A 15,882-nucleotide genomic window follows, 5' to 3' on the forward strand; every position below is an offset into this window, starting at 1 on the left:
TATGAATGTAAGTTCTGTTGTGACAACTTCAAACGTTGTAAGTGGCCAGTTATCAGTCGCTGCGGCAACGCCCGCGACGGTGCCCAGTAATTCTTTCAAATCGCTTAGTAATGTGGGCATGGCGACGTATTTGAAGAGTAACTTTTCCACGTTTGTCGATCCGGCATCGCCGGGTATCATTACTCGCGCATCGCTTCAACGATTGGCCGGCAGCGGCCCGCAACAAGGTGCCAGTGCTGATCCCTCGGAATTTGCTCGCGCGCTTCTGGAAAACCAAGGCCTCATGGACCAGATCGGACATGCTGGCAAGATTCCCCTGGCCAGTGTCACTCGTTATGTTCAACTGAGTCACGGTCAATTCAGCCGGCAGTCCAATATCGAACTCACGCGGCATTTGTTGAATAATTTCAGAACCTTTTCCCAGCCCCATGAGTTCGATTCGGGAGAAGTGGAAAACGTCGTGACACGGCAAACCCTTGAACGGGTCAAAAACTCAAGCAGCCAGAGTCGTTATACTAACGAAGACAGAAAGTTCGCCAGTGAACTGCTGGCGCGAACGTCGCTGGTCAGTACGATACTTGATGGGTTGGGTGGGTCGGGATTTGATAATTTGATCTCCCATACCGTACTGAGGGAGTGGCTTATCTTGGGGCGTCGCACCACGATTTGAAAGTTAACTGTATGCACAGGCAGTTCGCGTTTATCGATGAATAAAAAAGCCCCGCGCGCGTTAGCGGCGGGGCTTTTTCTGTTTTGGAGGCTTACTCGGGGTCGGCGGGCTTATCCCCATGGGACAGGCTGTAAACATACGCCGCCAGCAAGTGCACTTTGTCATTGCCTTGCAGCAACTCCTGCGCAGGCATCTGGCCTTGACGGCCGTAACGAATGGTCTGCTGCAGTTGTGCGAAGCTGGAACCGTAGATGAATGCGCCTGGGTGCGTCAGGTCGGGAGAGCCCATCGCTGGCGTACCTTTACCGGCGGGCCCGTGGCAGGCCACGCAGTTGGCGGCGAAGAGTTTCGCGCCGTTGGCCACGTCAGCCTTGGCGCCTTCGGGCAGTTTGCGACCATCGAGGCTGGTCACCACATAACCCGCCACATCGGCCACGCCTTGCTCGCCAATGACTTCGGCCCAGGCCGGCATCACCGCGTGGCGGCCCTTCATGATGGTTTCCTTGATGGTCGCCGGCTCGCCGCCCCAGCGCCAGTCGGCGTCGGTCAGGTTAGGGAAACCGTAGGCGCCCTTGGCGTCGGAGCCGTGGCACACCGAGCAGTTGGAGGCGAACAGGCGTCCACCCATCTTCAAGGCTTGCGGGTCTTTGGCGACGTCTTCAATCGGCATCGAGGCGAACTTGGCGAAGATCGGCCCGAACTTGGCGTCTGACTTGGCCATTTCCTTTTCCCATTCGTGCACGCCGGTCCAGCCGGTCTGGCCATTGGCGAAGGGGGTTTGCTTGTCGTTGTCGAGGTAGTTATAGCCCGGCAGCAGGCCTTTCCAGTTACCCAAACCTGGGTACAGCACCAGGTAGCCGAGGGCGAAAATGATGGTGCCAACGAACAGCATGAACCACCATTTGGGCAGCGGGTTGTCGTATTCCTCAATGCCGTCGAACGAGTGGCCGACGGTCTCGTCCGTTTGCTCGGCGCGCTGCCCCTTGCGGGTCGACAGCAGCAGCCAGGTCAGGGCGAAGATGGTACCCAGGCTCAGGACTGTGACGTACAGACTCCAGAACGTAGTCATTCTTTGTTACTCCTAGACGCTTGCTCGACGTGCTTGATGGCTTCGGGGTCATCCGCAAAGGGCAACAGGGTTGCGTCGTCAAACTCCGACTTGCGCTTGGGGCTGAACACCCACAACGCCAGGCCAATAAAGGCCACCATCACCACAACGGTGCCCAAGCCACGAATCATCCCGATATCCATGAAGATCACCGTTTGCTTTTGATGATGGTGCCAAGGCCTTGCAGGTAGGCCACCAGTGCGTCCATTTCGGTCTTGCCCTTGACGGCTGCGGCTGCACCGGCGATGTCTTCATCGGTGTATGGCACGCCCAGTGTGCGCAAGACTTCCATCTTCTTCGCGGTGTCCTTGCCGTCGAGCTTGTTTTCTACGAGGAACGGGTACGCCGGCATTTTTGATTCCGGCACTACGTTGCGCGGGTTGTACAAGTGCGCGCGGTGCCAGTCGTCGGAGTAACGTGCGCCAACACGGGCGAGGTCCGGGCCGGTGCGCTTGGAACCCCACAGGAAGGGGTGGTCCCACACACTTTCCCCGGCGACCGAGTAGTGGCCGTAGCGCTCGGTTTCGGCGCGGAACGGGCGGATCATCTGCGAGTGGCAACCCACGCAGCCGTTGGCGATGTAGATGTCGCGGCCTTCCAGTTCAAGCGCGGTGCGCGGCTTCATGCCTTCGACCGGTTTGTTGGTCACGTCCTGGAAAAACAGCGGAACGATTTGGGTCAAGCCGCCGATACTCACGGCGATGACCATGAAGAAGGCCAGCAGGCCGATATTCTTCTCGACTACTTCATGCTTCATCAGTGAGCTCCCACAACGGCGATCTTGGTGGCGGCCTCGGCTTCTACCGGGTCGCAGGCACGCACCGTGCGCCAGACGTTGTAGGCCATCAGCAACATGCCGCTGGCGAAGAACGCACCACCGATGGCGCGAACGATGTAGCCCGGGTGGCTGGCTTGCAGTGCTTCGACGAAGGAGTAGGTGAGGGTGCCGTCATCGTTGATTGCACGCCACATCAGGCCCTGGGTGATGCCGTTGACCCACATCGAGGCGATGTAGAGCACGGTGCCGATAGTGGCCAGCCAGAAGTGCGCATTGATCAGCCCGACGCTGTGCATCTGCGCGCGGCCGAACAGTTTGGGGATCATGTGGTACAGCGCGCCGATGGAGATCATCGCCACCCAACCCAGTGCGCCAGCGTGGACGTGGCCGATGGTCCAGTCGGTGTAGTGGGACAGCGAGTTGACGGTCTTGATCGCCATCATTGGCCCTTCGAAGGTCGACATGCCGTAGAACGCCAGTGACACCACGAGGAAACGCAGGATCGGGTCGGTGCGCAACTTATGCCAGGCGCCCGACAGGGTCATCATGCCGTTGATCATGCCGCCCCAGCTCGGGGCGAGCAGGATGATCGACATCGCCATGCCCAGCGACTGTGCCCAATCCGGCAATGCGGTGTAGTGCAAGTGGTGGGGACCTGCCCAGATGTACAGGGTAATCAGCGCCCAGAAGTGCACGATGGACAGGCGATACGAGTAGATCGGACGCTCGGCCTGCTTGGGCACGAAGTAGTACATCATCCCCAGGAAGCCGGTGGTGAGGAAAAAGCCCACGGCGTTGTGGCCGTACCACCACTGGATCATCGCGTCCGTCGCCCCGGCGTAGGCCGAGTAGGACTTGAACAGGCTGACCGGCAAGGACGCATGGTTGACGATATGCAGCATCGCCGTCACCAGGATGAAGGCGCCGTAGAACCAGTTGCCCACATAGATGTGCTTGGTCTTGCGCTTGACGATGGTGCCGAAAAACACCACGGCGTAGGTCACCCAGACGATGGCCAGCAAAATGGCGATCGGCCATTCCAGCTCGGCGTATTCCTTGGTGGTGGTGTAGCCCAGCGGCAGGGTGATGATGGCGCCGAGAATCACGGCTTGCCAGCCCCAGAAGGTGAAGGCGGCGAGGCCATCGGAGATCAGTCGCGTCTGGCAGGTTCGCTGCACGACATAGTAGGAGGTGGCAAACAATGCACAGCCACCGAAGGCGAAAATCACCAGGTTGGTGTGCAGCGGGCGCAGGCGGCCAAAGGTCGTCCATGGCAAACCGAAATTCAATTCCGGCCAAACCAATTGCGAGGCGATGAACACCCCGAGCCCCATGCCAAGGATCCCCCAGACCACCGTCATGATGGCGAACTGGCGGACTACCTTATAGTTATAAGCAGTCGGACTGATTGCTGTGCTCATTCTAAGGTTCCACGGTTTAGGTTTTTTTATAGGTAAAATCGGCCGCAAGTATGTAGAAAGCGAGGGTCCATTGCAACGCAATGGCTGACCTGTATCAATGCGTTCCACGCCAGATTCTGCGCCCTTTCCATGTTTGGCGTAAGGACAAAATTCAAAATAGAAAGCTGATCAAGTGGACAAGAATTTTTTCGGGTCGCAACGGCAGTCGCTGCGTGCGCCTAAACCGGTCCGCTGTGCAGACAAGCGTAGACCCGAATGGAGGGAGGGGAAAGTTGCTGTCGGGAAGGGTGCGACACTTGGTCGCTTAGAAAGGTAGCGCTGCCGCCCCACATTGGGGCGGCAGTCACCGGTTACTGCGGTTGGCTTTCTGGCGTTGCGCCATCAGCGTTGTGGGACAAGCTGTAAACATAGGCTGCGAGCAGGTGCACTTTGTCATTGCCTTGCAGCACGTCCTGCGCTGGCATCTGGCCTTGGCGGCCGTGGCGGATGGTCTGCTGCAGTTGCGTCAGGCTGGTGCCGTAAATGAAGCCGGCGGGCTCGGTCAGGTTCGGCGCACCCATCGCTTGCATGCCGTGGCCTTGTGGGCCGTGGCAGGCTACACAGGTGGTGTTGAAAGCGGCTTGACCGGCCGCCAGATCGACGTTGCTGTCGGCGGGTAATGGCAGTTTGGCCAAGTCGTGACGCACAAAGGCGGCGACGTTCTTCACACCGTCTTCGCCCAGTATTTCACCCCAGGCCGGCATTGCCGCGTGGCGACCATTGAGGATGGTCGCCTTGATCGCTTCAGCCGAACCGCCCCAACGCCAGACAGTGTCCGCCAGGTTGGGGAAGCCATACGCGCCCTTGGCATCCGAGCCGTGGCACACCGCGCAGTTGGAGGCGAACAGGCGACCGCCCATCTTCAACGCTTGCGGGTCTTTGGCGACTTCTTCTACCGGCATGGCCGCGAATTTGGCGAAAATCGGCCCGAACTTGGTATCGGCCTTGGCCATTTCCTTGTCCCACTCCTTGGCCGAGGTCCAGCCGTCTTCATAGCCCGGCAACACGCCTTTCCAGTTGCCCAGGCCCGGGTAGAGGATCAGGTAGCCAACCGCAAACACCAGCGTGCCGGCGAACAGCATGAACCACCACTGGGGCAGCGGGTTGTCGTATTCCTCGATACCGTCGAACGCGTGGCCCATGGTCTGGTCGACGCTGCCCTTGGTCTCGCCCTTGCGAGTGCCGATCAACAGCCAGGTCAGGCCGATCAGGCTGCCGAGGGTCAGTACACAGATCCATGTACTCCAAAAGGTAGTCATGGCCGGTTGCTCCTTGTAGCAGGCTCTTCTTGAGCGTCAGAGGGAGAAGGTTCATCGGCGAAGGGCAGCAGGCGTGCCTGCTCGAACTCCGCATTGCGCTTGTTGTTGAACACCCACAGCGACAGGCCGATAAAGGCGATGGCGACCACCAGCGTGCCAAGGCCGCGGATGGTGCCCGCATCGAATTCAAATCCCATGGCTCACCTCTTGCTCTTGATGGCAGTGCCGAGCACTTGCAGGTATGAAACCAGCGCGTCCATCTCGGTCTTGCTTTTGAGGCTGGCAACGGCGCCACTGATGTCGTCGTCGGTGTAGGGCACGCCGAGGGTGCGCATTACTTTCAACTTGGTCTCGGTGTGGCTGCTGTCGACCGCTGCGGTGACCAGCCAAGGGTAGGCCGGCATTTTCGACTCCGGCACCACGTTGCGCGGGTTGTACAAGTGCGCGCGGTGCCAGTCGTCCGAGTAGCGCGCGCCGACGCGGGCCAGGTCCGGCCCGGTGCGCTTGGAGCCCCACAGGAACGGGTGGTCCCACACGCTTTCGCCCGCTACCGAGTAATGGCCGTAGCGCTCGGTCTCGGCGCGGAACGGGCGGATCATCTGCGAGTGGCACTGTACGCAGCCTTCGCGGATATAGATGTCGCGCCCTTCCAGTTGCAGCGCGGTGTAGGGCTTCATGCCTTCCACCGGTTTGTTGGTGACGTCCTGGAAGAACAGCGGGACGATCTGCGTCAGGCCGCCGATGCTCACGGCGAGTACCATCAACAGCATCAGCAGGCCGACGTTCTTTTCAATCGTTTCGTGTTTCATCACTGACTCCTCAGGCCATCTGCGCGACAGGGGCGGCTTCGGCGGGTTGCACCGAGCGCACGGTGCGCCACGTGTTGTAAGCCATCAGCAACATGCCGCTGAGGAAGATCGCCCCGCCCACCAGCCGTACGATGAAGCCTGGGTGGCTGGCCACCAGGGTTTCGACGAAGGAGTAGGTCAAGGTGCCGTCTTCGTTGATCGCACGCCACATCAGGCCCTGGGCGATGCCGTTGACCCACATCGAGGCGATGTAGAGCACGGTGCCGATGGTGGCCAGCCAGAAGTGCGCGTTGATCAGGCCGAGGCTGTACATCTGCTCGCGGCCGAAGACTTTCGGGATCATGTGGTACAGCGCGCCGATGGAAATCATCGCTACCCAACCGAGGGCGCCGGCGTGTACGTGGCCGATGGTCCAGTCGGTGTAGTGGGAGAGGGCGTTGACGGTCTTGATCGCCATCATTGGCCCTTCGAACGTCGACATGCCGTAGAACGCCAAGGAGACGACCAGGAAGCGCAGGATCGGGTCGCTGCGCAACTTATGCCAGGCGCCTGAGAGCGTCATCATGCCGTTGATCATGCCACCCCAGCTTGGCGCCAGCAGTACCAGCGACATCACCATGCCCAGCGACTGCGCCCAGTCCGGCAGTGCGGTGTAGTGCAGGTGGTGAGGGCCAGCCCAGATGTACAGGGTGATCAGCGCCCAGAAGTGCACGATGGACAAGCGATAGGAATACACCGGACGCTCGGCCTGCTTGGGCACAAAGTAATACATCATGCCGAGGAAGCCAGCGGTGAGGAAAAAGCCTACCGCGTTATGCCCATACCACCACTGCACCATGGCATCTGTCGCACCGCCGTAGGCCGAGTAGGACTTGGTCCAGCTCACTGGCAGGGAGGCGTGGTTGACGATATGCAGAATCGCCACGGTGATGATAAAAGCGCCGAAGAACCAGTTACCGACGTAGATGTGCTTGGTTTTGCGCTTCATCACTGTGCCGAAGAACACCACGCCGTAGGCGACCCAGACAATGGCGATAAGAATGGCGATCGGCCATTCCAGCTCGGCGTATTCCTTGGAGGTGGTGTAGCCCAGCGGCAAGCTGATGGCGGCCAGCACGATGACCAGTTGCCAGCCCCAGAAGCAGAACGCGGCGATTTTTGGCGCGAACAGTTGGGTTTGGCAGGTACGCTGCACCGAGTAAAACGAGCTGGCGAACAGCGCGCAGCCGCCGAAGGCGAAGATCACTGCGTTGGTGTGCAGTGGACGCAAACGGCCGAAGCTGGTCCACGGCAAATCGAAGTTGAGTGCAGGCCAAACCAATTGGGCGGCGAGAAAAACCCCGAGCCCCATGCCGACGATGCCCCACACCACCGTCATAATGGCGAATTGGCGGACCACCTTGTAGTTATAGGCGGTACTTAAAGTAGTGTTCATGGTTCCCCATCCACGGTTCAACCCAAGCAAATGTGGCACTTGGGCTGGAGTTATAGGCAGACTAAAAAGCGAGGCAAGCATGGGCAAAGAGCACAAGGCCAGTATTGACGGGGATCAATGGGCGCAGTGTGTGCGGGAACACGGGTGGTTGTGGGAGGCAGCGACGGGGCCAGTCGCGCGTACGCCGGTCACGCTGATTTTGGCCCACGGTGCCGGCGCACCGATGGACTCATCCTTCATGAGCGACATGGCTGCACGCCTTGCCGGGCAGGGCGTGAACGTGTTGCGCTTCGAGTTCCCGTACATGGCTCAACGCCGTTTGGACGGGGGTAAGCGACCGCCGAACCCGGCGCCGAAACTGCTGGAATGTTGGCGTGAGGTGTATGCCGAGGTGCGACGTCATGTCGCTGGGAAACTGGCCATTGGCGGCAAGTCCATGGGTGGGCGCATGGCGAGCATTTTGGCTGATGAGTTAGGCGCTGATGGCCTGGTGTGCCTGGGTTATCCGTTTTATGCAGTGGGTAAACCGCAGAAACCACGGGTTGAGCATCTGGCCGGGCTAAAAACGCCGACGTTGATTGTGCAGGGCGAGCGCGATGCGCTGGGTAATCGAGCGGCGGTGGAAGGCTATGCGTTGTCGTCGAGCATCGAAGTGGTGTGGCTGGTGGCGGGGGATCATGACTTGAAACCGTTGAAGGCTTCGGGCTTTACTCATGAGCAGCATTTGGAGGCGGCTGCGGTGAAGGTTTCAAACTTTCTTGCTAGCCTTTAGTGGCTCATCGCAGGCAAGCCAGCTTCCACATTTTGATCTGTGAACACAGTCAAATGTGGAAGCTGGCTTGCTCGCGAAAGCGATTTAACGGTTGAAACGCTCTACCAGCGAATACTGTGTATTAGCGGTATGCGTCAGCTCTTCACTCAACTGCGCTGAGTTCATCGCCTGTTCCGAGGTCTGATCCGCCAGCAGCGCAATCGTGCTGATATTGCGGCTGATCTCTTCGGCCACCGCGCTTTGCTCTTCGGTAGCCGCCGCGATCTGCGTGGTCATGTCGGTGATGTTGGCCACCGCTTCACTGATGCCCACTAACGCCTGATCCGCCTCCATCACCCGCGCCACGCCTTCTTCAGCCTGGCGATGCCCGGCGTCCATGGTTTGCACGGCGGCGGCGGCCGTCTGCTGCAGCTTGGCGATCAAGGCATGGATCTGCCCGGTCGATTCAGCCGTGCGCTGCGCCAGTTGACGAACCTCGTCAGCGACCACCGCAAAACCACGGCCCATCTCCCCGGCGCGGGCCGCTTCAATGGCTGCGTTCAATGCCAGCAGGTTGGTTTGATCGGCGATGCCCTTGATCACATCCACCACGCCGCCGATTTCATCGCTGTCCTTGGCCAACTGAGTGACGGTCACGCCCGTCTCACCCACGGCGACCGACAGCCGCTGGATCGCCTCACGGGTTTCCCCGGCAATGTCGCGGCCACGCCCGGTCAGACGATTAGCCTCCTGCGTGGCGTCAGCTGTGCGCTGCACGTGGCTGGCCACTTCCTGAGTCGTCGCGGCCATCTGGTTGACGGCGGTGGCCACCTGTTCGGTTTCCACACGCTGGCGCTCCAGGCCGCTGGAGCTGTTATGCGCCAAGGTATTGGACTGCGCCGCCTGGTCGTTGAGGTGCTCGGCCGTATCCTGCAAACGTGTAAGACACGTCTTCAGACGCGCTTCCTGGCTGAGAATCGACATCTCCAGCCGCGCTTGTGCGCCACGGCTGTCGGTGTACATCTGCGCGATCAACGGGTCGGACGTGGTTTGTTCCGCCAGGCGTAACAAACGCTTGAGGCCACGCTGTTGCCAGCTCAAGCCCAGCAGGCCCAGCGGCACCGACAACCCCGCCGCCAGGGCAAAGCCCCAGTGCGAGTTGAGTGATGCACCGATCATGAAGCTCAACTGGCTGACCAAGATAAACGGTAGCCAGTCCTGCAACACCGGCAGCCACTTGTCGCGTCGAGGCACGGCAGACTTGCCCTGGTTGATCCGTTGATAGAGCGCTTCGGCCCGGCGAATCTGCTCGGCGGTGGGCTTGATGCGCACCGATTCATAGCCGACCACCTGGTTGCCATCGAAGACCGGTGTCACATAGGCGTTAACCCAATAATGATCGCCGGTCTTGCAGCGGTTCTTAACGATGCCCATCCATGGCAAGCCTTGTTTGAGCGTGGACCACATATGCGCGAACACCGCGGGCGGCACATCTGGGTGACGTACCAGATTGTGCGGGGCCCGGGTCAGTTCTTCACGGGTGAACCCACTGATCTCGACGAAAGCGTCGTTGCAGTAGGTGATCACGCCTTTGGCGTCTGTGGTGGAGATCAACCGTTGCTGAGCGGGGAAGGTGCGTTCGCGCTGGGTAACGGGTTGGTTATTACGCATGAGTTTTTCAATCCGCAAGGCTTTCAGGGGTATCGGCCGCTATCTGAAATTGTTGAGGGAATTTTCCGATCGGTGTTGTAGCCAAACCGAAATGCGACAGCACCTGTCTAGCCTCTAGATCAAGGGGGGGCAGGGCTCGCGGCTCTTTTTGAGCTAGCTTGTAACCTTTGAGAAAGAAAAGTGACATGTTTTTGGTCTGCTAGTATTTTTGATCGGAGAAATGGATTTTCAGCTATCGGATTTTTCAGTGTTTTCCTAGACATAAATGACCATTTAAATAAGAATGTTCACGCATATCTGTAAGGAAATACTATATTTTTAACCCCCCCCAAGGCGCCTAGGCGGCTTGACTTTAATTTAGCTGAAAGACTCTACGTCACTTTGTTTTTTGGTCTGTCGCATCGAGGGGGCGAGCGCTGCAGTCGAAATCAAGTGGCAGTACGTAAAGGAGTTACATGTGACACTTGTTCCGGTCATTATCTGCGGTGGTGCGGGCAGTCGTCTGTGGCCTGTCTCTCGTTCAGCACACCCCAAGCCGTTTATTGAACTGCCGGGCGGCGGTAATCTGATTCGTAAGACCTATGGGCGCGCCCTGGCATTGGACGCCGTCAGCGAAGTATTGACGATCACTAACCGTGACCTCTATTTCAAAACCCTCGACGAATACAGCGCGCAAGCGCCTCAATTCACGAATCTAAGTTTTGTTCTTGAGCCCTTCGGGCGCAATACCGCAGCGGCTGTTGCGCTGGCTGCTCAAGAAGTTGCGCGCACTCATGGGCCAGATGCCATCATGCTGGTGCTGCCCGCTGATCATTTGATCGATAACCATGCGGCATTTGCCCATGCAGTTTCGGCGGCATCCGAGTTAGCCAAAGACGGTTGGCTGGTAACTTTTGGCGTTAAGCCTGAATATCCGGAGACCGGTTACGGCTATATCCAGAAAGACAATGACAGCCCTCTCGGTAATGGCTTCAAGGTCAAACGTTTCGTCGAGAAGCCAGACCTGGAAACCGCCCAAGGCTATTTGGCTTCAGGTGAGTACTTCTGGAACTCCGGCATGTTCTGCTTCCGCGCCGGTACGTTAATTGAAGAAATGGCACTCTGCGCACCGGATGTCTCCAGTGCCGTGGACCTTTGCCTGGCAGGTTCCGGGACGATGACCGGCAATAGCCATCGAAGCCTGCACCTCGAGCCGGAAAGTTTTGCCAAAGTGCCTGATATTTCCATCGACTTCGCCCTGATGGAGCGCTCTAACAAAGTCGCAACGGTTCCTTGTGATATCGGTTGGAGTGATATCGGCTCGTGGAATGCCATGAGCGAACTGTCGCCAGCGGATGAGCAGGGCAATCGCGTCGAAGGTGAGGCCATTTTTCATGGCGCCTGCAACAACTACGTGCGTAGCCAGCGTCGTTTGGCGGCTTTGGTAGGCGTTGAGGACCTGATTATCGTTGATACGCCGGATGCCTTGCTGGTCGCACACAAAGACCATGCTCAAGACATCAAAGCAATCACGGCGCAGTTAAAGAAGAACGGCCATTGCTCACACCTTGATCACACCACGGTTCGCCGTCCGTGGGGGGCCTACACCACACTGGAGGAAGGGCAGCGCTTCAAAATCAAGCGCATTGTGGTCAAGCCTCAAGGTTCACTCTCACTGCAAATGCACCATCACCGAAGCGAGCACTGGATCGTGGTCAGCGGTATGGCACGAGTGTTTAATAACGATCGAGAGTTTTTGCTCAACACAAATGAATCAACGTTCATCCCTGCTGGTCATACCCATCGCCTGGAGAATCCAGGGGTCATCGATTTGGTGTTGATTGAGGTGCAGAGTGGCGATTATTTAGGTGAGGACGATATCGTTCGGTTTGAGGATATCTATGGTCGGGTCGAAAGCGGCAAGTAACGCGAGTGTAGCCTGCCCGAACTGAGTGTCGGGCAGGTGTTATCGTTGTTCGTTCATCAGGTCTTGGTAGACCTTCATATATCCCCGTAACATTTGATCGCCGGTAAATAGCTCCGTGTATCGCGCCTGTGCTTTTTCGCCCATCACCGCTGCCTCTTGGGGATGATCCCATAAGTAACGCATGGCTTCGCGAAAGGCTATTGGGTTTTCGGGTGGAACGGTCAGCCCTGTTTCATTTGCGATGTTAATGTAGGTTGTGCCGGTGCCGATTTCGCAGGAAATCATAGGTTTTCCGTACATTGCTCCTTCCAGCAATGCGACGCCGAACGCTTCTGAGCGTAGGTGCGAAGGAAATACGATGGCGGTGGACAGTTGAATCAACGCCACCTTGTCCTCATCGTTAACTTTCCCCAAAAAGTGCAGGTTCTGAAGCCCCAGCTGATCGGCCTGTTCCTTGAGCTCTTGTTTCTTTGGGCCGTCGCCAGCAATAACCACGGGATAGCCAGTGCCTTGGATGGCCTCGAGTAGCGTGTGCAGGCCTTTGTAATAACGCAGTACGCCCACGAACAGAAAGAATCGCTCGGGCAGTTGTTTCGCCCATCGCGCTTTCACTGCAGGAGAGGGGATTGGGTAACTCTTTTTGTTTAGCCCAATTGGAATGATGCTGATTTTTTCGCGGAACGCCGGCAATACGGCGCTGGATTCCAAATAGTTGGGCGATGCGATAATGATACGGTTGACGCTACTCAGGAATTTGTTCTGGAGTGGGCGATAGAGTTTTAGCAGCTTCTTTTGATCGACGATGTCAGAGTGATAGGAGACGACGCTGGGTTTTTTAATCCGGCTGGCGAAATGGATGACGTCCATGAACGGCCAAGGGAAATGGTAGTTAATGATATCAGCCTGCTGCGCGAGCTCTTTAAACTTCGAGTACGCGTGGATCGAAAAGCCAGTTGAAGCAATTTTTATATTTTCTTTAACTTGGTGAGTCTTATAACCGTCCAGTTCCAGTACTGTCGGGCTTGGGTGAGGGGACAGTGCAAGAACTTCGCAGGTCGCACCGAAGCGAGGCGACTGTTGGCAAATTTGATGTATAACTTGCTCCACACCGCCCATAGTGTCGGGGTAGGCAGTTTTATAAAAATGCAAAATGCGCATAACGAGTTCCGATTAGGGGAAGATGGATTTTAGCCAGACGGCGTAGGGCTGAAAAAGCCACCACTTCAAGGGAACGCTACCGTGATGTCTGCGCACTACCGCGATAGCTTCTGCGTAATGGCGCCGGCGTAGAGTTTTCGTTTTGGTCTCTTCATGCTCTCGGTTAACGGCTACGAAAGCATCCACATGTACCAGTGGACCGACTTCTTTGAAGAGTCGCCACCAGAGATCGTAGTCCATTGCCATGTGCATAGAGGGGTCTACGCCGCCTATAGTTTCCCAGGCCGATCTGCGGATCAATGTGGCGGGCTGCGAAATGATGCAACGCAGTGACAGCCGACGCTCGCTGAATGGTTCAACCCATACAGGCTTGCGCTTGCCAGTGTCTTGAATGACGTTCCAGCACTTGCCGTACACCGCTGATGCCTGTGGTGCGGCGTTAATAGCTTCGATCAGTCGTTTCAACCCGCCGGGTTCAAACCAGTCGTCACTGTTCAGCCAGCAGACAAAAGGGGCTTTGCCTTGAACGATACCTTCATTGATAGCGGCCGCTTGACCGTCATCTCGGTGACTGCGCCAACCGGCCAGCTTGTGTTCCCATTTGCGAATGACTTCAACCGAGTTATCGGTAGAACCGCCGTCCAGAACAAATACCTCTACAAGAACATCCTGTTCAAATATTGACCTTAAAGCATCGTCGAGATAACGGCCCTGGTTGAATGAAGGTACTGCGATCGTGACCAAGGGTTGGGACATTCAGAGGTGATCCGTACGGCTGAGAAAATCTTTGTAGGTTAGAGCTATACCCTCACGCAACTGCGTTTGGGCTGTCCATCCCAGGCCTTTCAAGCGATTGATATCGAGTAACTTGCGCGGTGTGCCGTCGGGCTGGCTATGGTCGTATACGATCCGGCCGTTGTAACCGACAACCTTCATGACCAACTCGGCAAGTTCGCCAATGGGCAGGTCGCTTCCCATGCCTACGTTGAAAAGTCCGCTTTTGATATCGGACTCCATCAAGTGCACGCAAGCATCGGCCATATCTTCTACGTAGAGAAACTCGCGTCTTGGCAAGCCCGAGCCCCATACCACCAGCTCCGATGCACCGCTCATTTTTGCCGCATGGGCTTTACTAATCAGGGCAGGCAGCACATGGCAGTTTTCCAAGTCATAACTGTCATTAGGGCCATACAGATTGGACGGCATGACAGCAATGAACTGAGCACCATATTGACGGTGGTAGTTCTCGCAGAGTTTGACGCCAAGGATCTTGGCCACTGCATATGGCTCATTGGTTTGCTCCAACGGTCCAGTCAGCAGATAGTCTTCGTGGATTGGCTGGGGGCAATCGCGCGGGTAAATGCAGCTGGAACCCAGAAACAGGAGGCGCTGAACCCCATGTTTCCAGGCGCTGTGGATCACGTTCGCCTCTATCATCAAGTTTTGATATATAAATTCAGCTCTGAAATTATTGTTGGCTTTGATCCCGCCAACCCTGCCGGCAGCCAAAAACACGATCTCAGGTTTCTCTGCGGCAAAAAAAGCGTCCACAGCGGCCTGTTGGGTCAGATCGAGCTCAGCGTGCGAGCGAGTAACGAAATTGCTGAACCCAGCGGCGGATAGCCGCCGCTGGATCGCGGAACCAGCCATGCCGGCGTGCCCCGCGATATATACTTTGGCGCTTTTATCCACCTAGCTATTACTCGTGGTAGTCGTAGACGGAGTAACCGTGTTTTTTCACCAACTCATCACGAGTCGCTGACTTCAAGTCTTCGGTCATCATCTCGGTGACCAGTTCCTCAAAGCTGATTTTAGGAGTCCAGCCCAATTTCTGCTTGGCTTTGGTTGGGTCACCCAGCAAGGTTTCTACTTCAGTTGGGCGGAAGTAGCGTGGGTCAACCGAAACGATGCACTTACCATCGGCGTCGTAGCCTTTTTCATCAACGCCTTCACCCTTCCAGGTGATGTTGATTTCGGCGTGTTTTGCCGCAGCATTGACGAAATCGCGAACGCTGTACTGCTTGCCGGTGGCGATAACGAAGTCTTCCGGATGCTCCTGTTGCAACATCAGCCACTGCATTTCGACGTAGTCTTTTGCATGGCCCCAGTCGCGCAGCGCGTCAAGGTTGCCCAGGTACAGGCAGTCCTGCAGACCCAGCTTGATACGGGCCAATGCACGAGTAATCTTGCGCGTTACGAAGGTTTCACCGCGCACTGGGCTTTCGTGGTTGAAGAGGATGCCATTGCAGGCATAGATGCCGTACGCTTCACGATAGTTGACGGTGATCCAGTAGGCGTAGAGCTTGGCCACCGCATACGGGGAGCGTGGGTAGAACGGTGTGGTTTCTTTCTGAGGGGTTTCCTGTACCAAGCCATACAGCTCGGAGGTCGACGCCTGATAGAAACGGGTTTTCTTCTCCAGCCCCAGGATACGGATCGCTTCCAGGATGCGCAGTGCACCCAGTGCGTCGGAGTTGGCGGTGTATTCAGGCTCTTCGAACGATACCGCAACGTGGGACTGTGCTGCTAAGTTGTAGATTTCGTCGGGTTGCACTTGCTTGATGACGCGGATCAGGCCGGTCGAATCAGTCATGTCCCCATAATGCAGGACGAGGCGACGATCAGAGTCGTGTGGATCTTGGTACAGGTGGTCGATGCGGTCGGTGTTGAACGATGAGGCTCGGCGCTTGATTCCGTGCACTTCATAGCCTTTCTCGAGAAGCAACTCGGCCAGGTAGGATCCGTCTTGACCTGTTACTCCAGTAATAAGCGCAACTTTTTTCATATGCTTCTCTTGACGTGTTTTTTAAAAAGTATATTTGAAGCGATAGCGAGGAAAGCAATTCCTCACGATTGATCGACTCAGCCAGAACCCGG

Annotated in this window: 16 protein-coding genes; 3 read left to right on the top strand and 13 right to left on the bottom strand. The window is 56.9% G+C overall.

All coding sequences use genetic code 11. From position 1 onward, the window contains the following. Position 1: 1 nt before the first annotated feature. Positions 2-670, top strand: a complete 669-nt coding sequence (locus tag FW764_RS03735; protein ID WP_446432806.1) for a hypothetical protein — start codon at positions 2-4, stop codon at positions 668-670. 91 nt (positions 671-761) lie between these two features. Here the strand turns inward: FW764_RS03735 and ccoP (FW764_RS03740) are convergent, their stop codons facing one another. From ccoP (FW764_RS03740) to ccoN (FW764_RS03775), 8 genes are all read right to left on the bottom strand, one after another. Continuing rightward, positions 762-1,739: a cytochrome-c oxidase, cbb3-type subunit III gene (gene ccoP, locus FW764_RS03740; RefSeq protein WP_446432807.1), complete on the bottom strand. Its 978-nt coding sequence runs from the start codon at positions 1,737-1,739 to the stop codon at positions 762-764. Further along, positions 1,736-1,921, bottom strand: coding sequence for a CcoQ/FixQ family Cbb3-type cytochrome c oxidase assembly chaperone (locus FW764_RS03745; protein ID WP_003183474.1), 186 nt, complete (start codon positions 1,919-1,921; stop codon positions 1,736-1,738). Before FW764_RS03745 ends, ccoP (FW764_RS03740) begins: the two co-directional genes overlap by 4 nt. A 5-nt stretch (positions 1,922-1,926) precedes the next feature. Next, positions 1,927-2,535 carry a cytochrome-c oxidase, cbb3-type subunit II gene (gene ccoO / locus FW764_RS03750; RefSeq protein WP_446432808.1) on the bottom strand — a complete coding sequence of 203 codons (609 nt, stop codon included), beginning with the start codon at positions 2,533-2,535 and terminating at the stop codon, positions 1,927-1,929. After that, a complete protein-coding gene (gene ccoN, locus FW764_RS03755; RefSeq protein ID WP_446432809.1) occupies positions 2,535-3,977 on the bottom strand; it encodes a cytochrome-c oxidase, cbb3-type subunit I in 1,443 nt (480 codons plus the stop codon). The genes ccoO (FW764_RS03750) and ccoN (FW764_RS03755) overlap by 1 nt, the downstream gene beginning before the upstream one ends. A 350-nt stretch (positions 3,978-4,327) precedes the next feature. Then, the gene (ccoP, locus tag FW764_RS03760; RefSeq protein WP_446432810.1) at positions 4,328-5,275 is read right to left on the bottom strand and encodes a cytochrome-c oxidase, cbb3-type subunit III; all 948 of its coding nucleotides are present in this window, start codon (positions 5,273-5,275) and stop codon (positions 4,328-4,330) included. Beyond that, entirely contained in the window at positions 5,272-5,472 is a 201-nt protein-coding gene (locus FW764_RS03765; RefSeq protein ID WP_083357379.1) for a cbb3-type cytochrome oxidase subunit 3, read from the bottom strand. The genes ccoP (FW764_RS03760) and FW764_RS03765 overlap by 4 nt, the downstream gene beginning before the upstream one ends. A 3-nt stretch (positions 5,473-5,475) precedes the next feature. After that, positions 5,476-6,084, bottom strand: a complete 609-nt coding sequence (ccoO, locus tag FW764_RS03770; RefSeq protein ID WP_446432811.1) for a cytochrome-c oxidase, cbb3-type subunit II — start codon at positions 6,082-6,084, stop codon at positions 5,476-5,478. Between the two features lie 10 nt (positions 6,085-6,094). Next, complete coding sequence (gene ccoN / locus FW764_RS03775; RefSeq protein WP_083357380.1) at positions 6,095-7,519, bottom strand: cytochrome-c oxidase, cbb3-type subunit I; 1,425 nt, start codon at positions 7,517-7,519, stop codon at positions 6,095-6,097. A gap of 79 nt (positions 7,520-7,598) precedes the next feature. On the opposite strand from ccoN (FW764_RS03775), the gene FW764_RS03780 reads away from it, so the two are divergent. Beyond that, positions 7,599-8,291, top strand: coding sequence for an alpha/beta family hydrolase (locus FW764_RS03780; protein ID WP_446432812.1), 693 nt, complete (start codon positions 7,599-7,601; stop codon positions 8,289-8,291). An 84-nt stretch (positions 8,292-8,375) separates the two neighbouring features. On the opposite strand, the gene FW764_RS03785 is transcribed toward FW764_RS03780, so the two are convergent. Next, positions 8,376-9,941, bottom strand: coding sequence for a methyl-accepting chemotaxis protein (locus tag FW764_RS03785; RefSeq protein WP_446432813.1), 1,566 nt, complete (start codon positions 9,939-9,941; stop codon positions 8,376-8,378). Positions 9,942-10,398: 457 nt separating this feature from the next. On the opposite strand from FW764_RS03785, the gene FW764_RS03790 reads away from it, so the two are divergent. Further along, positions 10,399-11,847 (top strand): mannose-1-phosphate guanylyltransferase/mannose-6-phosphate isomerase, encoded by a 1,449-nt coding sequence (locus FW764_RS03790; RefSeq protein ID WP_446432814.1) that lies wholly within the window; start codon positions 10,399-10,401, stop codon positions 11,845-11,847. A 39-nt stretch (positions 11,848-11,886) separates the two neighbouring features. Here the strand turns inward: FW764_RS03790 and FW764_RS03795 are convergent, their stop codons facing one another. From FW764_RS03795 to gmd, 4 genes are read right to left on the bottom strand one after another with little or no spacing between them, the layout of a single operon-like run. Continuing rightward, the gene (locus FW764_RS03795; protein ID WP_446432815.1) at positions 11,887-13,005 is read right to left on the bottom strand and encodes a glycosyltransferase family 4 protein; all 1,119 of its coding nucleotides are present in this window, start codon (positions 13,003-13,005) and stop codon (positions 11,887-11,889) included. Positions 13,006-13,017: 12 nt separating this feature from the next. After that, on the bottom strand, positions 13,018-13,761 hold the full coding sequence (locus FW764_RS03800) for a glycosyltransferase family 2 protein (RefSeq protein WP_446432816.1): 744 nt from the start codon (positions 13,759-13,761) through the stop codon (positions 13,018-13,020). After that, on the bottom strand, positions 13,762-14,697 hold the full coding sequence (locus FW764_RS03805) for a GDP-L-fucose synthase family protein (RefSeq protein ID WP_446432817.1): 936 nt from the start codon (positions 14,695-14,697) through the stop codon (positions 13,762-13,764). A gap of 7 nt (positions 14,698-14,704) precedes the next feature. After that, positions 14,705-15,790 carry a GDP-mannose 4,6-dehydratase gene (gene gmd, locus FW764_RS03810; RefSeq protein ID WP_016979321.1) on the bottom strand — a complete coding sequence of 362 codons (1,086 nt, stop codon included), beginning with the start codon at positions 15,788-15,790 and terminating at the stop codon, positions 14,705-14,707. Between the last annotated feature and the right edge of the window lie 92 nt (positions 15,791-15,882).

The sequence above is a fragment of the Pseudomonas sp. 1152_12 genome (assembly GCF_052850675.1).